This is a genomic window from Gemmatimonadota bacterium (assembly GCA_030747075.1).
Lineage (GTDB): Bacteria > ARS69 > ARS69 > ARS69 > ARS69 > ARS69.
The window spans coordinates 1-15,509 of the sequence record JASLLL010000045.1; the positions used below are offsets into that span (position 1 = coordinate 1).

The 15,509-nt window shown below is 61.8% G+C and carries 14 protein-coding genes and 1 tRNA gene; all 15 read right to left on the reverse strand.

The window, feature by feature from the left end:
• Positions 1 to 65, reverse strand: a 65-nt coding sequence (locus QF819_10610; protein MDP6803602.1) for an elongation factor Tu, incomplete at its 3' end; no start/stop codon positions are given.
• 130 nt (positions 66 to 195) lie between these two features.
• A complete protein-coding gene (fusA, locus tag QF819_10615; GenBank protein MDP6803603.1) occupies positions 196 to 2,286 on the reverse strand; it encodes an elongation factor G in 2,091 nt (696 codons plus the stop codon).
• 273 nt (positions 2,287 to 2,559) lie between these two features.
• Positions 2,560 to 3,030 (reverse strand): 30S ribosomal protein S7, encoded by a 471-nt coding sequence (gene rpsG, locus QF819_10620; protein ID MDP6803604.1) that lies wholly within the window; start codon positions 3,028 to 3,030, stop codon positions 2,560 to 2,562.
• Between the two features lie 66 nt (positions 3,031 to 3,096).
• Positions 3,097 to 3,471, reverse strand: coding sequence for a 30S ribosomal protein S12 (gene rpsL / locus QF819_10625; protein ID MDP6803605.1), 375 nt, complete (start codon positions 3,469 to 3,471; stop codon positions 3,097 to 3,099).
• Positions 3,472 to 3,592: 121 nt separating this feature from the next.
• Positions 3,593 to 7,663 (reverse strand): DNA-directed RNA polymerase subunit beta', encoded by a 4,071-nt coding sequence (gene rpoC / locus QF819_10630; GenBank protein MDP6803606.1) that lies wholly within the window; start codon positions 7,661 to 7,663, stop codon positions 3,593 to 3,595.
• A 146-nt stretch (positions 7,664 to 7,809) separates the two neighbouring features.
• Positions 7,810 to 11,715, reverse strand: a complete 3,906-nt coding sequence (gene rpoB, locus QF819_10635; GenBank protein MDP6803607.1) for a DNA-directed RNA polymerase subunit beta — start codon at positions 11,713 to 11,715, stop codon at positions 7,810 to 7,812.
• Between the two features lie 145 nt (positions 11,716 to 11,860).
• A complete protein-coding gene (gene rplL / locus QF819_10640) occupies positions 11,861 to 12,238 on the reverse strand; it encodes a 50S ribosomal protein L7/L12 (protein MDP6803608.1) in 378 nt (125 codons plus the stop codon).
• Between the two features lie 78 nt (positions 12,239 to 12,316).
• Positions 12,317 to 13,021: a 50S ribosomal protein L10 gene (gene rplJ / locus QF819_10645; GenBank protein ID MDP6803609.1), complete on the reverse strand. Its 705-nt coding sequence runs from the start codon at positions 13,019 to 13,021 to the stop codon at positions 12,317 to 12,319.
• A gap of 11 nt (positions 13,022 to 13,032) precedes the next feature.
• A complete protein-coding gene (rplA, locus tag QF819_10650) occupies positions 13,033 to 13,731 on the reverse strand; it encodes a 50S ribosomal protein L1 (GenBank protein MDP6803610.1) in 699 nt (232 codons plus the stop codon).
• A 77-nt stretch (positions 13,732 to 13,808) separates the two neighbouring features.
• Positions 13,809 to 14,216 (reverse strand): 50S ribosomal protein L11, encoded by a 408-nt coding sequence (gene rplK / locus QF819_10655; protein ID MDP6803611.1) that lies wholly within the window; start codon positions 14,214 to 14,216, stop codon positions 13,809 to 13,811.
• 106 nt (positions 14,217 to 14,322) lie between these two features.
• A complete protein-coding gene (nusG, locus tag QF819_10660; GenBank protein MDP6803612.1) occupies positions 14,323 to 14,853 on the reverse strand; it encodes a transcription termination/antitermination protein NusG in 531 nt (176 codons plus the stop codon).
• Between the two features lie 62 nt (positions 14,854 to 14,915).
• Positions 14,916 to 15,101, reverse strand: a complete 186-nt coding sequence (secE, locus tag QF819_10665) for a preprotein translocase subunit SecE (GenBank protein ID MDP6803613.1) — start codon at positions 15,099 to 15,101, stop codon at positions 14,916 to 14,918.
• Between the two features lie 75 nt (positions 15,102 to 15,176).
• Positions 15,177 to 15,252 (reverse strand) — tRNA-Trp (locus QF819_10670).
• 17 nt (positions 15,253 to 15,269) lie between these two features.
• The gene (gene rpmG, locus QF819_10675) at positions 15,270 to 15,419 is read right to left on the reverse strand and encodes a 50S ribosomal protein L33 (protein ID MDP6803614.1); all 150 of its coding nucleotides are present in this window, start codon (positions 15,417 to 15,419) and stop codon (positions 15,270 to 15,272) included.
• A 12-nt stretch (positions 15,420 to 15,431) separates the two neighbouring features.
• A partial coding sequence (locus tag QF819_10680; GenBank protein ID MDP6803615.1) for an elongation factor Tu occupies positions 15,432 to 15,509 on the reverse strand: 78 nt, incomplete at its 5' end.

Genomic DNA, 15,509 nt, shown 5'->3' on the forward strand with positions numbered 1-15,509 from the left:
TCCACATGACCAATCGTCCCCACATTCACATGGGGCTTGGTGCGCTCGAACTTCTCCTTCGCCATGCTCTCTTACCCTTTCCCATCGGCCTCCTCGGGGCCGATTCCGTCCTCTTGCTCCGGTGCCCTCCGGCACCTCCAAAGAGCGATTCCAGCCTCTCCCCGGTTTTCCCTGCCGGGGCAAAGGAGCGACATCTTACGCGACCTTGGCCCCTCCTGTCACGCGGGAGATGATCTCTTCTGAGATTTTCCTGGGGACATCTTCATACCGCGCAAACTGCATGGAATAGATGGCCCGGCCCTGCGTAGCGGACCGGAGGACCGTGGAATAGCCAAACATGCTCGAAAGGGGCACCGTGGCGGCTACGACATGAGCATCCGGCCGGAGGACAGTCCCGCCAATCCGGCCACGACGGCCATTCAGGTCTCCGATCACCTCTCCGACATACTCGCCGGGAACCACAACTTCAACATCCATAAAGGGTTCCAGGATTACCGGCCGGGCCTTTTTCGTCGCGGCCCGGAAGGCCTGAGAGGCGCAGACGCGGAAGGCCATCTCGCTGGAGTCCACTTCGTGGAAGGAACCGTCCGTGAGGATGACACGAATATCCACCAGAGGATATCCGGCCAGAATCCCCGCGGTCATGGCGTCCTTGACGCCCCGCTCCACGGCCGGGATGTATTCGGTGGGAATGGAGCCGCCGCGAATCTTGTTGTCGAACTCCAGCCCCTTCCCCGGCTCGCCGGGGCCAATCTCCATCACCACATGGGCAAACTGGCCCTTGCCGCCCGTCTGCTTCACAAAGCGGTGATTGATGGTGGAGGTCTTTCGAATCGTCTCGCGGTAGGCCACCTGGGGGCGCCCCACGCCCGCCTCCACCTTGAACTCCCGCAGGAGTCGATCCACCAGAATCTCCAGATGCAGCTCTCCCATGCCGGAAATGATGGTCTGAGCGGTTTCCTCGTCCGTGCGGACGCGGAATGTCGGATCTTCCTCGGAGAGTTTCGCCAGAGAAACTCCCAGACGATCCTGATCCGCCTTGGTCTTGGGCTCGATGGCCACCGAGATCACCGGCTCCGGGAAATGCATGGTCTCCAGCATGATGGGATGGTCTGGATCCGAGAAGGTATCTCCGGTCCGCACATTCTTCAGTCCCACGACGGCCGCGATGTCTCCGGCATGAATCTCCTTCAGCTCCTCGCGGCGGTTCGCGTGCATTTCCAGAATCCGCCCGATCCGCTCCGAGCGCCCGGAGCGGCCGTTCGTGAGCGTGTCTCCGGTTCGGATGGTCCCTGAATACACCCGGACAAAGGTGAGCCGACCCACATACGGGTCCGTCTGGATCTTGAAAGCGAGGAATGCCGCCGGAGCGTCGTCCCTGGCCTCCCGATCTTCCTCGCCGCCGCCCGGGTGGTGCCCCGTGACCGGAGGGACATCAAGCGGTGACGGAAGGTAGTCGATCACGGAATCCAGAAGCCGCTGCACGCCCTTGTTCTTGAACGCGGAGCCGCAAAGGACCGGCACAATCGAAAGATCCAGCGTTGCGGAGCGGATCACCCGCTTGAGTTCGTCCGGGTTGATCTCCTCTCCGTTGAGGTAGCGCTCGAGGAGGTGGTCGCAGTGGTCCGCGACAGCCTCGATCATCTCGGTGCGCATCTCCGTCGCCTCATCGAGCAGGGAGTCCGGGATCTCCATGACATCGAAGGTCATCCCGTGGCTTTCCTCGTGATAGACATAGGATCGCATGTGAATCAGGTCGATGATCCCGGTGAACAACTCTCCCTCACCCATGGGGAGGTAGAGCGAGACCGGCGTGGCTCCCAGGCGATCCCGCAACCCCTTGATCACGGCGCGATAGTCCGCCCCCACACGGTCCATCTTGTTGACGAAGGCAACCCGGGGGACACCGTACTTGTCCGCCTGCCGCCAGACCGTCTCGGACTGAGGCTCAACCCCGCCCACTGCGCAGAACACCGCCACCGCCCCGTCCAGAACTCGAAGGCTGCGCTCGACCTCGACCGTGAAGTCCACATGCCCCGGGGTGTCGATGATGTTGATCCGGTGGTCGTTCCAGACCGCGGTCACGGCGGCGGAGGTTATGGTAATGCCCCGCTCTTTCTCCTGCTCCATCCAGTCCATGGTGGCGGCGCCGTCGTGAACCTCACCCATGCGGTGCAGGCGTCCCGTGTAGTACAGGATGCGCTCGGTGGTCGTCGTCTTGCCAGCATCGATGTGCGCCATGATGCCGAGGTTTCGCACCTTCGCGAGGGGATGAGTCCGTGCCATTTCTTCTTTCCCGGGCCTTTCGGTGTTGCCGTTCGCTACTTCTTCCAGAGGACCGCGACGGTCCCCGGCCTGCCCACTCCTCCGACAGGGCGCAAAGCCCCATAGCGAAGGTTCCCGGAAGTCTCCGGGGTTTGCCTGATCCAGGGAGGGGTCCCCCCGGCGGCTGTCCTGGCATTCCGTGCGCCCGACGGACGCGCCGGATACCTCCCACCGCCGATCGAGTTCCCCGTCGGGCCGGAGAGACGGGTGAACCGCCCCTGCCGACCGGGAGGGTTACCAGCGGAAGTGAGAGAACGCCTTGTTTGCTTCAGCCATGCGGTGCGTGTCTTCCCTCTTTTTGATGGAAGCGCCTTCGTTCCGCGACGCAGCCAGAAGCTCCGCAGAGAGCTTCTCGGCCATGGACTTCTCACTCCGTGCGCGGGCGTATCCGATGAGCCACCGGAATGCCAGCGCCTGCCGCCTCTCGGGACGGACCTCTACGGGGACCTGATAGGTGGCGCCACCGACCCTGCGGGACTTGACCTCCACCACGGGCTTCGTGTTGGCGACGGCCGCCTTGAACACCGTCACGCCCGACTGCCCGCTCTTGGTCTCCACGATGTCCATGGCCCGATAGAAGATTCCTTCTGCGGTATTCCTCTTCCCGCCGTTCATCATTGCGTTGATGAACTTTGCGGCCATGTCTGAACCGTAGCGGGGATCCGGAGCGATCTCCCTCTTCGGTACTTCTCGTCGTCTCGGCATAACCTCTCCTGTGTGCCTCTCGGTCGGTTCCTCCGACCAGTCGGGGCAGCGCCCCCGGCCTTGGGACTACTTCTTGGGACGCTTGGCCCCGTACTTCGACCTTCCCTGCCTGCGAGAATCCACCCCGCTCGCGTCCAGAACTCCCCGGATGACATGGTACCGAACACCGGGAAGATCCTTCACCCGTCCTCCTCGAATGAGAACGATGGAGTGCTCCTGCAGGTTGTGCCCTTCTCCCGGGACATAGGAAGTGACCTCAATCCCGTTTGTCAGGCGAACACGGGCCACCTTTCGGAGGGCCGAATTCGGCTTCTTCGGCGTCGTCGTGTAGACGCGCGTACAGACCCCCCGCCGCTGAGGACATGCCATCAGCGCCGGAGACTTGGTCTTCTTTTTCTGCGACCGCCGACCCTTGCGGACCAGCTGATTGATCGTCGGCAAGAATGCCCTCCCAGCCTGTGTTTTTCCAATCAGGCCAAACCAGTCGGGGATACTACCGGACCGGGTTCCTCCCGGTCAACCCCGAACGCTCCTGCGAACCGCCCCGCCATGCTGTACCGCGTCAGGAGCCGGAACTCTCGACGCGCTCCAGCGGAGCTTCCGAACCGCCTCCATCCTGCACACTCTCCGAAGCCGCCTCTTCCTCTGATTCCGCAGAGAAGACGCCCAGTCCCCGGAGTCGGGAAATACCCGTTCCCGCCGGAATCAGGTTGCCCATGATCACATTCTCCTTCAGCCCGACCAGATTGTCCGAACTGCCGGAGATGGCCGCTTCCGTAAGGACACGAGTGGTCTCCTGGAAGGAGGCCGCCGAGATGAAGCTCTCCGTGGAGAGGCTCGCCTTCGTGATCCCCAGAAGAAGAGGCTGGTAGGTGGCCGAACTTCCGCCCTCCGCCTCCACCCGCTCGTTCTCTTCGCGGATGGCGGTCTTGTCCACCATGTCGCCTTCCAGGAAGTTCGTGTCTCCGGCATCCTCGACGCGCACCTTCTGAAGCATCTGGCGAACGATGACTTCGATGTGCTTGTCGTTGATCTTCACGCCCTGGACCCGGTAGACCTCCTGGATTTCGTTCAGGAGATACTCCTGTACCGCATTGATCCCCTTGATCTTGAGGATATCGTGCGGATTGATGCGGCCCTCGCAGAGTTTGTCCCCGGCGCGAACCTGATCTTCCTCGTGAACGAGGAGGTGCTTCCCCTGCGGAACGAGGTACTCGTGCTTGATCCCGTCCCCTTCCACCGCGATCTTCCGGAAGCCACGCGTAATACCGCCGAATGAGACCTGTCCGTTGATCTCGGAGACGACCGCCACATCCTTCGGCTTGCGCGCTTCGAACAACTCCGCCACACGGGGGAGACCCCCGGTGATGTCGCGGGTCTTCGACATCTCGCGAGGGATCTTGGCCAGCGTGCGTGCTGCCTTCACCACCTCATCGTCATGCACGAGAAGCCGCGCCCCGGTCGGGATGGGGTACTTGACCAGGACCGCCCCGGCCTTGCTGACGATGTGGATGTGGGGGTGCAGCGACTTCTCCTTGTGCTCAATGATCACGCGCTGGCGCAGACCGGTCTTCTCATCCAGTTCGTCGCGGACCGTCACCTCGTCGACGATGTCCACAAACTGAACGGTGCCGTTCCGGTCCGAGAGAATCGGGGAAGAGTAGGGATCCCAGTCGAACAACCCGGACCCGCTCTCAACGGTCTCTCCATCCTTGATCAGAAGCCGCGCACCGTAAGGCAGCGGGTAGTGGACGATGACCCGATCCTTCTCGTCGCGCAGCTCCAGTTCCCCGTGGTGACCAATGCCGATCTGGTCGCCGTTCTCGTCCTTCACGCTGCGGATGTTCCCGAAGTGAATCGTGCCCTTGGTCTTCGTCTCAACGAGCGACTGCTGCTCCATCCGCATGGCCGTTCCACCAATGTGGAAAGTCCGAAGCGTCAGCTGCGTACCCGGCTCGCCAATAGACTGCGCGGCGATCACTCCGACCGCCTCCCCGACATTGACAACCCGAGCCGTCGCCAGGTTCCGACCGTAGCACTTTCCGCAGACACCCCGCCGCGACTCACAAGTCAGGACGGAGCGAATCTGCACTCCCTCCAGCCCGCGCTCATCGTGGAGCATCTGGATTCTCTCGGCCACTCCCTCGTCGATGGTCTCACCCGCCTCGTACACGATACTGTCGTTCAACGGATCCACGACATCTTCCGCAAGAACACGCCCGAGAACACGATCGCCCAGCGGTTCGATGACGGCCTCGGCTTCCTTGAGCGGCATGGTGTAAATGCCCATGATCGTGCCGCAGTCTTCCCTGGTGATGATCGCGTCCTGGCCGATATCCACCAGACGGCGCGTCAGGTACCCGGCGTCCGCCGTCTTCAACGCGGTATCCGCCAGCCCCTTGCGCGCCCCGTGTGTCGAGATGAAATACTCCAGCACGGTCAGTCCTTCGCGGAAGTTCGAGGTGATCGGCTGCTCAATGATCTCTCCGATGGAGCCGGTGATCTTCTTCTGCGGCTTTGCCATGAGCCCACGCATTCCGGCGAGCTGGCGAACCTGCTCCCTGGATCCCCGGGCACCGGAGATGGCCATCATGAAGACCGGGTTGAACCCGCCCTGATCGCTGGCGAGATCGTCGAAGAGAGCGCCGGAGACATCGTTCGTCGTCCGTGTCCACGCATCAATGATCTTGTTGTACCGCTCCGCGTCGTCGATGGCGCCGCGGTTGTAATCGGAAAAGATCTTGCGAACTTCTTCCTGCGTGTCCTGGATCATCTTCGGCTTGGCATCCGGGATGCGAATGTCGTCGATGCCAACCGTCACCCCGGCGAGCGTCGCGTAGTGGAAGCCCACACGCTTCAGGTCGTCCAGGAAGAGCGCGGTGCGATACCGCCCCTTGGCCTGATACACATGATGGATCAGGCTTTCCAGGTTCTTCTTGTCATAGGTTCGGTTTTCAGTCGGGATTCCCGCCGGGAGGATCTCCCGGAAGAGAACGCGCCCCGGCGTGGAGTCGATGGTCTCGCCATCCACCCGCACACGGATTCCCTCGTGGAGGCGGATCTTGCGCGTGTGAAGAGCCAGGAGAACCTCTTCCACGCACGCGAACGCTCGCGGGGTCTTCGGCTCGTCCTCCGGGCGGAGACTCTTGGTCAGGTAGTAGCACCCGATCACCATGTCCTGCGATGCCGACATGATCGGACGCCCGTTGGCCGGCGCCAGAATGTTGTTCGACGCAAGCATGAGAACCCGCGCCTCCAGTTGCGCCTCGAAGGACAGCGGGAGGTGAACCGCCATCTGGTCACCGTCGAAATCCGCATTGAAGGCGGTGCAAACCAGCGGGTGCAGGCGGATGGCCTTGCCCTCCACGAGCACGGGCTGGAACGCCTGAATACCGAGACGGTGAAGGGTGGGCGCGCGGTTCAGCATAACCGGGTGGTCCTGGATGATCTCCTCCAGGATGTCCCACACTTCCGGCCGCTCCCGCTCCACCAGCTTCTTCGCGCTCTTGACGGTCTGGACATATCCCTTGTCCTCAAGACGCTTGATGATGAACGGCTTGAAGAGTTCCAGCGCCATCGACTTCGGCAGTCCGCACTGGTGGAGCTTCAGCTCTGGCCCCACGACAATCACCGAACGACCCGAGTAGTCCACGCGCTTGCCTAGAAGGTTCTGGCGGAAACGACCCTGCTTGCCCTTGAGCATGTCAGACAGCGACTTGAGCGGACGGTTTCCAGGGCCGCGCACGGCACGCGCCCGTCGCCCGTTGTCAAAGAGCGCGTCCACGGACTCCTGGAGCATCCGCTTCTCATTGCGGAGAATGACCTCCGGTGCGCGGATATCCATCAGCTTGTTCAGCCGGTTGGTCCGGTTGATCACCCGCCGATACAGATCGTTGAGATCCGAAGTGGCGAAACGCCCACCCTCCAGCGGAACCAGCGGCCGCAGATCCGGCGGCAGCACGGGGATCACTTCGAGAATCATCCACTCCGGGCGATTGCCGGAGTGGCGGAACGCCTCCACGACCTTCAGCCTCTTGAGCGTATCCTTCTTGCGCTGGATCGAGGTCTCGACCTTGGCATGCGCCCGAAGCTCCGCGGAGAGCTCCTCAATATCGATGGCCTCCAGAAGCTTCCGGACGGCTCCGGCACCCATGTCCGCCTCGAAGGCATCTCCGTACTCTTCCTGGAGTTCGTAGTGCTCGTCCTCAGTGATGAGCTGGCGCTCCTCCAGCGGAGTGTCGCCCGGATCGATGACGATATACGACTCGTAGTACAGCACGCGCTCCAGGTCCCGTACGGACATGGCCAGCATATTGCCGATCCGGCTCGGCACACCCTTGAAATACCAGATGTGCGACACAGGAACGGCCAGCTCGATATGGCCCATCCTCTCACGGCGGACCTTGGCCTGCGTGACCTCCACGCCGCAGCGGTCGCAGATCACACCGCGATAGCGAATCCGCTTGTACTTCCCGCAGTTGCACTCCCAGTCCTTGACCGGACCGAAGATCTTCTCACAGAAGAGACCGTCCTTTTCCGGCTTGAAGGTCCGGTAGTTGATGGTCTCCGGCTTGACCACTTGTCCGTGAGACTTCTCTCGGATGACTTCCGGCGAAGAGATCTGGATGCGCATGGCATCGTAGGTCGGCTGCTTCTTCTCGCGCGGTTCCGCGAATCCAAACACTCGGCACCCCTCCTGAGGATCGGGGGATCACAAGACTCAAGTCTGTGGCAGTCGACGGCGCACTCCGTTTCCGGACACGCCGCCTTCGATAATCTCTAGGTCAACTCTTCCAGGTGCACATCCAGCGCGAGAGCCTGAAGCTCTTTCACGAGGACATTGAACGATTCGGGAATACCAGGCATCGGGGGATTCTCCCCCTTGACGATGGCTTCGTAGACACGGGAACGCCCGGCAACATCGTCGGACTTCACGGTCAGCAGTTCCTGGAGCGTATGGGCGGCCCCGTAGGCCTCCAGCGCCCAGACTTCCATCTCGCCGAAGCGCTGCCCGCCGAACTGAGCCTTACCGCCCAGTGGCTGCTGCGTCACGAGCGAGTACGGCCCGATCGACCGCGCGTGGATCTTGTCATCCACGAGATGCGACAGCTTGAGCATGTACATGTAGCCGACGGTCACCTCGTTGTCCAAAGCCATTCCGGTGCGTCCGTCGTACAGCGGGGTCTTTCCGGAAGTCGGGAGACCCGCTTCCGTCAGCTTCTCCTTGATCTCATCGATGGACGCGCCGTCGAACACGGGGGTCGCCATCGACTTGCCAAGGTGCTTCGCGGCCCAGCCCAGATGCGTTTCCAGAATCTGGCCCAGGTTCATTCTTGAGGGAACGCCCAGCGGGTTCAGGAGGATCTCGACCGGCGTGCCATCCGGAAGGTGCGGCATGTCTTCTTCCGCCATGATCTTCGAAACCACGCCCTTGTTCCCGTGGCGACCCGCCATCTTGTCGCCGACAGAGAGCTTCCGCTTCCGCGCGATGTAGACTTTGACCAGCCGAACGACACCCGGCGGGAGTTCGTCTCCGCGCGTAATCCGCTCGATGGCCTTCTCTCCATCCAGCCGGATCCCCTCGATGACCTGACGCGCAGATTCGTGGATCCGAAGGCAGCGTTCGTTGAGTTCCTCGTTGGTCGTGATCCCGTCCGTCCATGGGATCACATCCATTTCCAGCTCCTCGAACAGCTTCTCGCTGACCTTCCGGCCCGCGCGAATCAGCGTCCTGCCGCTGATGGGGTCCTCCACGCGGCGCGTGGTAAGGCCGTCCAGCGCAGCCAGAAGACGCTCGTCTCGAAGTCCCTCGGTGCTCCGAACACGCTTCTTCTCCTCGCGTCGGATCTTGTCGACCTTCGACTTCTCCTCCTTCTTCCCGCGATCATCGCGTTCGCGGCGCGAGAAGACCTTCACATCAATGACGACTCCATCCATCCCGGGAGGGGCCTTCAGCGAGGCATCCCGAACATCTCCGGCCTTTTCGCCAAAGATGGCCCGCAGGAGACGCTCCTCCGGAGAGAGTTCCGTCTCTCCCTTGGGCGTCACCTTCCCGACCAGGATGTCTCCGGCATGGACGCGGGCGCCCAGGCGGATGATGCCGTCCTCGTCGAGGTTGCGGATGGCCTCGTCGCTGATGTTGGGAATCTCCTTGGTGATCTCCTCCGGTCCACGCTTGGTGTCCCGGACCTGGATCTCCAGTTCCTCAATGTGGATGGAGGTGAAGCGATCGGTACGAAGGAGCTTCTCGCTGACGATGACCGCATCCTCGAAGTTGTAGCCCTCCCAGGGCATGAAAGCCGTGAGGGCGTTGACTCCCAGCGCAAGCTCCCCGTGGGAGGTGGCCGGGCCGTCCGCGATGATCTGGCCTGCCTGGACGCGATCGCCCGGATACACCAGCGGATGCTGGTTGATGCAGGTGTCCTGATTCGAGCGGCGGAACTTGGTGAGCCGGTAGATGTCCAGGCCACCGAAGCCGGTAAAGTCCTCTTCCTCCGACTTGCGTCCGAAGTGCTTGATGTAGATGGCGTCCGAAGACACCTGATCCACCACGCCTGCCCGCTTCGAAACCACGACCGCCCCGGAGTCGCGTGCAACCTTCTCTTCCAGCCCGGTGCCCACAAGCGGGGCGTCCGTCCGGAGAAGGGGTACCGCCTGACGCTGCATGTTCGAACCCATGAGCGCGCGGTTGGCGTCATCGTGCTCCAGGAAAGGAATGAGCGCCGCGGCAGCCGACACAAGCTGCTTCGGGGAGACATCCATATACTTCACTTCGTCCGGGGGCGTCAGAGGGAAGTCCCCCCGACGGCGGCAAAGCACGCGCTCTCCCACGAACTTCCCCTTGTCGTCCAGCGGGGAGTTGGCCTGAGCCATGACATTCCGATCCTCCACATCCGCCGTGAGGTAGGTCACTTCGTCGCTGACCTTCCCCTTCTTCACGGAGCGGTACGGCGTCTCAAGGAAGCCGAACTCGTTCACGCGAGCGAAGGTGGCGAGGCTGGAAATCAGACCGATGTTCGGGCCTTCCGGAGTCTCGATGGGACAGATCCGTCCGTAGTGCGTGTAGTGGACATCGCGGACCTCGAATCCGGCTCGTTCACGCGTGAGTCCGCCCGGTCCGAGTGCCGACAGACGCCGCTTGTGCGTGAGCTCCGCCAGCGGGTTCGTCTGGTCCATGAACTGCGAGAGCTGACTCGATCCGAAGAAAGTCTTGATGACCGCGGAAATGGTCCGCGCATTGATCAGATCGTACGGAGTGATCTTCTCCGCATCCTGCATGCTCATTCGTTCGCGGATGATCCGGGCCATTCTCGAAAGGCCCACCGAGAACTGGTTGGAGAGAAGCTCTCCCACGGAGCGGATTCGGCGATTCCCCAGATGATCGATGTCGTCGGTGAAGCCCTCACCGAAGCGCAGATCCACCAGATACCGAATGATGGAGAGGAAATCCTCGTGCGTGAGGGTCACCGTCTCCACGGGGACATCGAGACTGAGTCGCTGATTCAGCTTGTACCTGCCCACATTGGCCAGGTCGTAGCGACGCGCCGTAAAGAACAGGTTGTCCAGAAGGCCGCGAGTGGTCTCCGCGCTGGGCGGATCCCCCGGGCGAAGGAGATTGTAGATCTTCGCAAGGGCCTCTTCCTGCGACTTCGACCGATCCTTCCGGAGAGTCTTGACCATCACATCCGTGTCGAGAACGCCCGTGGAACGAGCGCGATGGGCTTCGCGAATCTCGCCGCCATGCCCGACCGCGTCTCCGATCAGCAGGAGCTCCGAAACGCCGCACTCCCTGGCCAGCGCAAGCAGGTCCTCCGTGACATCAGAGTTGGCCTCCGCCACGACTTCGCCGGTCTCTTCGTTCACGATATCGCGTGCGAGCATTCGCCCGACGAGCTTCTCGTCACGCTTGGAGGGCGACTTGGTGAGCTTGGCCTTGTCCAGCGTGTAGAAGAGCCGGAGGACATCCTCGTCCGAGACATAACCCAGCGCACGCAGAAGAATGGTGACGGGGATCTTCCGGCGACGATCGATGTGCACATACATGATGTCGTTGATGTCCAGACTGAACTCCACCCACGACCCGCGATACGGAATGATCCGCGCCGAGAAGAGGCGCTTCCCGTTCGGGTGGATCTCCTGATCGAAGAAAACGCCCGGCGAGCGATGAAGCTGACTGACGATGACGCGCTCCGCCCCGTTGATGACGAAGGTGCCCCCATCCGTGATGAAGGGTAGTTCACCCAGATAGACTTCCTGCTCGATGATGTTCTTGATCTTGCGATCTTTCGGATCCTTCGCGGGCGCCTTCCCCTTGGACCTTGTGCGGGGCTTCGTCTTCGGATCGTCCTCGTCCCAGACGATCAGACGGAGATTCGCCTTCAGTGGAACCGCAAATGTAAGATCCCTCTCCTGGCACTCTTCCACCGAGAACTTGGGTGGGCCGACCCGGTAGGCAACAAACTCCAGCGTGAAATTCTCACGGTTGTCCGAAATCGGGAAGATGTCCTGGAACACGGCCTGGAGTCCCCGCCGCTGTCTCTTTTCAGGAACAGAGTCAATCTGGAGGAAGCTCCTGAACGAATCCAACTGCACCGCAAGGAGATTCGGGATGTCCATCACGGAGGACAACCTCGAGAAATCGTGGCGCTGGCCGTTTGTCTCTGCCGGTTCGATCTTTTTGATCACTGGGCCCAACTCCTTCGGACGGGGACGCCCGTCCTGTCACGGAAGGCAGCGAAACCCCGGGCCCTTCCGACACGCACGCGGAAAGACCCGGGCCGCCGGGCGCACGCGGCCCGGAAACGGTCTGTTATGGGACGGAGAAGCGGCTCTACTTGAGCTCGACCGAACCTCCGACTTCCTCAATCTGCTTCTGAATGTCCTCTGCCTCTGCCTTCTCAAGACCTTCCTTGATGGCCTTCGGGGCGCTGTCCACGAGCTCCTTGGCCTCCTTGAGGCCGAGTCCGGTGATCGCACGCACGACCTTGATCACCTGGATCTTCTTGTCGCCGTGCCCGGTCAGAACGACATCGAAGTCGGTCTTCTCTGCTGCAGCGGCCTCGCCGCCGCCTCCGGCAGCCATCGCCACGACAGGCGCGGCCGCGCTCACACCGAACTTCTCTTCCATTTCCTTCACGAGATCCGCAACATCCAGAACCGTCATGTCGCCGATCATGTCCACGATCTTGGTGACATTCTCGCTGGCCATCTCTGATCTTCCTCCGACTTTCCGTTCGAAAGTGATTCCCACCCGGAGCAGACCTGCCCACCCCGGAAACCGGTCTGCCTACTCTTCGGGCGAGTCTTCGCCCTCTTCCTTCTTGTCTTCCTCTGCGGGAGCATCATCCCCGCCGGACTCTTCGCCAGCCGGTTCCTCGGCTGCGTCTGTCTCTGCCGGTGCGGCCTCCTCCACCGGCGCTTCCTTTGCTTCCTCTGCCACGGGCTCTTCAGACGGAGCGGCCGACTGGATCGTGCCCTGCTCCATTCCGTCTCTTACCGCGTCCGTCACCCGCACGACGCGCGTCATGACATCCGTCAGCGCACCCAGAAGATTCTGGATCGGACCCTGGGCGCATCGCATCACCGATGCGATCAGCTCATCCCGCGTGGGGAGGTTCGCCATCGCATGAGCCTCCTCCAGCGAGAGGATGCTCCCGTCCATGAACCCGACCTTCAGTTCCGGCTTCTTGTGCTCCTTGTGGAAGTCCACCAGCACTCGAGCCGGCGCGGCGGGATCCGCCACCGAGGAGGCCATGGCCGTGGGGCCCTTGAGGTGCGGCACCAGTTCCTCAAACTCCAGATTCCGCGAAGCCCGGATGGCCAGCGTGTTCTTCACGACACGGAACTGAACATCATTCTTCCGGCACTCTTTGCGGAGGTCTGTCATGAGCTCCACATCCAGCCCGGTAAAGTCCGCGAGGTAGACGGCGGCTGCCTCGTCAATCGTCTTCTGAAGCTGCTCTACGGCAGCGTTCTTTTCGGCGGTTGGCATCGTCGATCCCCCTAGGACATTCCCTGAAGCTCGGCCTGGGCGTCGACCTTGACGCCCACTCCCATGGTGGAAGTGACGGTGAAGCTCTTGAAGTAGATCCCCTTCGCCGCGGCGGGCTTCACCCGTTGCAGTTCCGAAAGGAGCGTCCGGACATTCTCCGCAAGGTCTTCCTCAGTAAAGGAGGCCTTGCCGACCGGAACATGCACATTCCCCGTCTTGTCCACGCGGTACTCGATCTTCCCCGCCTTGACTTCCTTGACGGCGCGCGTGACATCGGGCGTCACCGTCCCGGTCTTGGGGTTGGGCATGAGACCCCGGGGACCGAGCACTCGGCCCAGTTTCCCGACCTTGCTCATCAGGTCAGGCGTGCAGATGACGACATCTACATCCGTCCAGCCACCCTGGATCTTCTCGATGTACTCCACTCCGGTGAAGTCCGCTCCGGCCTCTACCGCTTCCTTCTCCTTGTCTCCCTCGGCGATCACGAGCACCCGAACTTCCTTGCCCGTGCCGTTCGGGAGCACCACCGTCCCGCGAACCTGCTGGTCCGCGTGGCGAGGATCCACGCCGAGACGCGTTGCGACCTCTACGGTCTCATCGAACCGCGCGGTCGCGTTCTTCTTCACGAGCGCGACCGCCTCGGCGACGGAGCGCCGAAGGAGAGCGTCGTGATCGGTGGAAATGGCGGCAAACCGCCGACTGGTCTTCATACAGCCCATTCCTCCTTCGGGGAAAGACCCCTTCCACTGATTTCGGGGAGTGGTGGCCCCGTGCCGGGTGAGGCTCTTTACCGGACCTCGATCCCCATGCTTCTGGCGGTCCCGGCGATAATCAACATGGCGGCATCGATGTCGTTTGCGTTGAGATCCACCATCTTGGTCTCCGCGATCTCGCGCACCTGGGCGGCCGTCACCTGGCCGACTTTGTCGCGGTTCGGTTCTCCCGAACCCTTCTCCACACCGGCGGCCTTCTTCAGCAGCACCGCGGCCGGCGGAGTCTTCGTGATGAAGCTGAAGCTGCGATCCTGGTAGATCGTGATCACCGCAGGAATGATCAGCCCCGCCTGACTTTTGGTCTTGTCATTGAACTGCTTGCAGAAGTCCATGATGTTGACGCCATGCTGCCCGAGTGCCGGCCCCACCGGCGGCGAAGGGTTCGCCTTCCCGGCGGGCATCTGGAGCTTGACCATGGCCATCACGCGTTTCGGTGGCGCCATCTCTCCATTCCTTCCGTCCGTAAAGCCCTGTGTTCCCGCCCGGAAGCGCGGCACCTCTGCCGCTCCGCCACCGGACGGTCTTCGCTCAGATCGACTGCACCTGGAGGAAATCCAGTTCCACAGGAGTGGAGCGGCCGAAGATCATGACGATCACCTTCAAACGGCCCCTCTCCGCATTGACCTCGTCGACGACGCCCGTAAAATCGCTGAACGGGCCGTCCACGACCTTGACCTGCTCTCCCTCCGCAAAGGGAACTTCCGGGATCGGCTTCGGGCGCGTTCCTTCCACCTGCCCGAGAATCCGCTCCACTTCCGACCGCGTGAGAGGCATCGGCTTGGAAGAGGCCGTGTCCCCGACCAGACGCGTTACGCCCGGACAATCCTGCACGACATGCCAGGTTTCGTCGTCCAGCACCATCTCGATCAGGACATAGCTCGGAAAGAACTTCCGAGTGGACTGGGTCTTCTTCCCGTCCCTCATCTCCGTCACGGTCTGGGTCGGAACGAGGATCCGCCCGAACTTGTCTTCCATGTCCGCAAGCTCTATGGCTCGCTCCAGATTGCCCATCACCTTGTTCTCGTGGCCGGAAAACGCGTGAATGGCGTACCATCGCATGCGCGTCTTCGCTCCGCTTCCTTCCACGGGAATCGCCTCCGTTCCGATCGGGTCCGTTCCGCTCAACGAAGCACCTGCTGCAGGCCGAAGTTGAGGATGCGATCCACGATCCCGATGAAGATGGCAAGAACAATGACCGTCACGATAACGACCATCGTCGACCCCCGGAGTTCATCCCGGGAAGGCCAGCTCACCTTCTTCATTTCCACGCGAACATCTTTCACGAACTGCTTGATTTTCTCGATCATCGGTCTCCCCGCCCGGGCTCTCCGACCATCCACCGAGGCCTTTCAGCTTCGGCCCTCTCTGACCAGCGCCGGGAATGGCAGGCGTGGCAGGACTTGAACCCGCAACCCCCGGTTTTGGAGACCGGTGCTCTACCAATTGAGCTACACGCCTCCATCCCGACCCTTCTGTCAGCGCGTCTCCCGATGGACCGTGTGTCCGTTGCAGGCGGAGCAGAACTTCTTCCGCTCCATCCGCTCAGGTTGTCTTGCACGATCCTTCGATGTGATGTAGTTCCTGCGTTCGCAGCGAGAGCACGCGAGCACCACTCGGACCCGCATGTTTCCCACTGGTTACTCCGTAATATCCGTGACGACACCGGCACCGACCGTCCGACCGCCCTCGCGAATGGCGAACCGAAGTTCCTTCTC

Bases quoted from the DNA above. Each gene is read 5' to 3' on its own strand.
- rplK (MDP6803611.1), bottom strand. From the start codon at position 14,216: ATGGCCATGGTCAAGCTCCAGATGCCCGCCGGGAAGGCGAACCCTTCG.
- rpoC (MDP6803606.1), bottom strand. From the start codon at position 7,663: ATGCGCATCCAGATCTCTTCGCCGGAAGTCATCCGAGAGAAGTCTCAC.
- fusA (MDP6803603.1), bottom strand. From the start codon at position 2,286: ATGGCACGGACTCATCCCCTCGCGAAGGTGCGAAACCTCGGCATCATG.
- nusG (MDP6803612.1), bottom strand. From the start codon at position 14,853: ATGCGATGGTACGCCATTCACGCGTTTTCCGGCCACGAGAACAAGGTG.
- rpsG (MDP6803604.1), bottom strand. From the start codon at position 3,030: ATGCCGAGACGACGAGAAGTACCGAAGAGGGAGATCGCTCCGGATCCC.
- rplL (MDP6803608.1), bottom strand. From the start codon at position 12,238: ATGGCCAGCGAGAATGTCACCAAGATCGTGGACATGATCGGCGACATG.
- secE (MDP6803613.1), bottom strand. From the start codon at position 15,101: ATGATCGAGAAAATCAAGCAGTTCGTGAAAGATGTTCGCGTGGAAATG.
- rplA (MDP6803610.1), bottom strand. From the start codon at position 13,731: ATGAAGACCAGTCGGCGGTTTGCCGCCATTTCCACCGATCACGACGCT.
- rpmG (MDP6803614.1), bottom strand. From the start codon at position 15,419: ATGCGGGTCCGAGTGGTGCTCGCGTGCTCTCGCTGCGAACGCAGGAAC.
- rplJ (MDP6803609.1), bottom strand. From the start codon at position 13,021: ATGCCAACCGCCGAAAAGAACGCTGCCGTAGAGCAGCTTCAGAAGACG.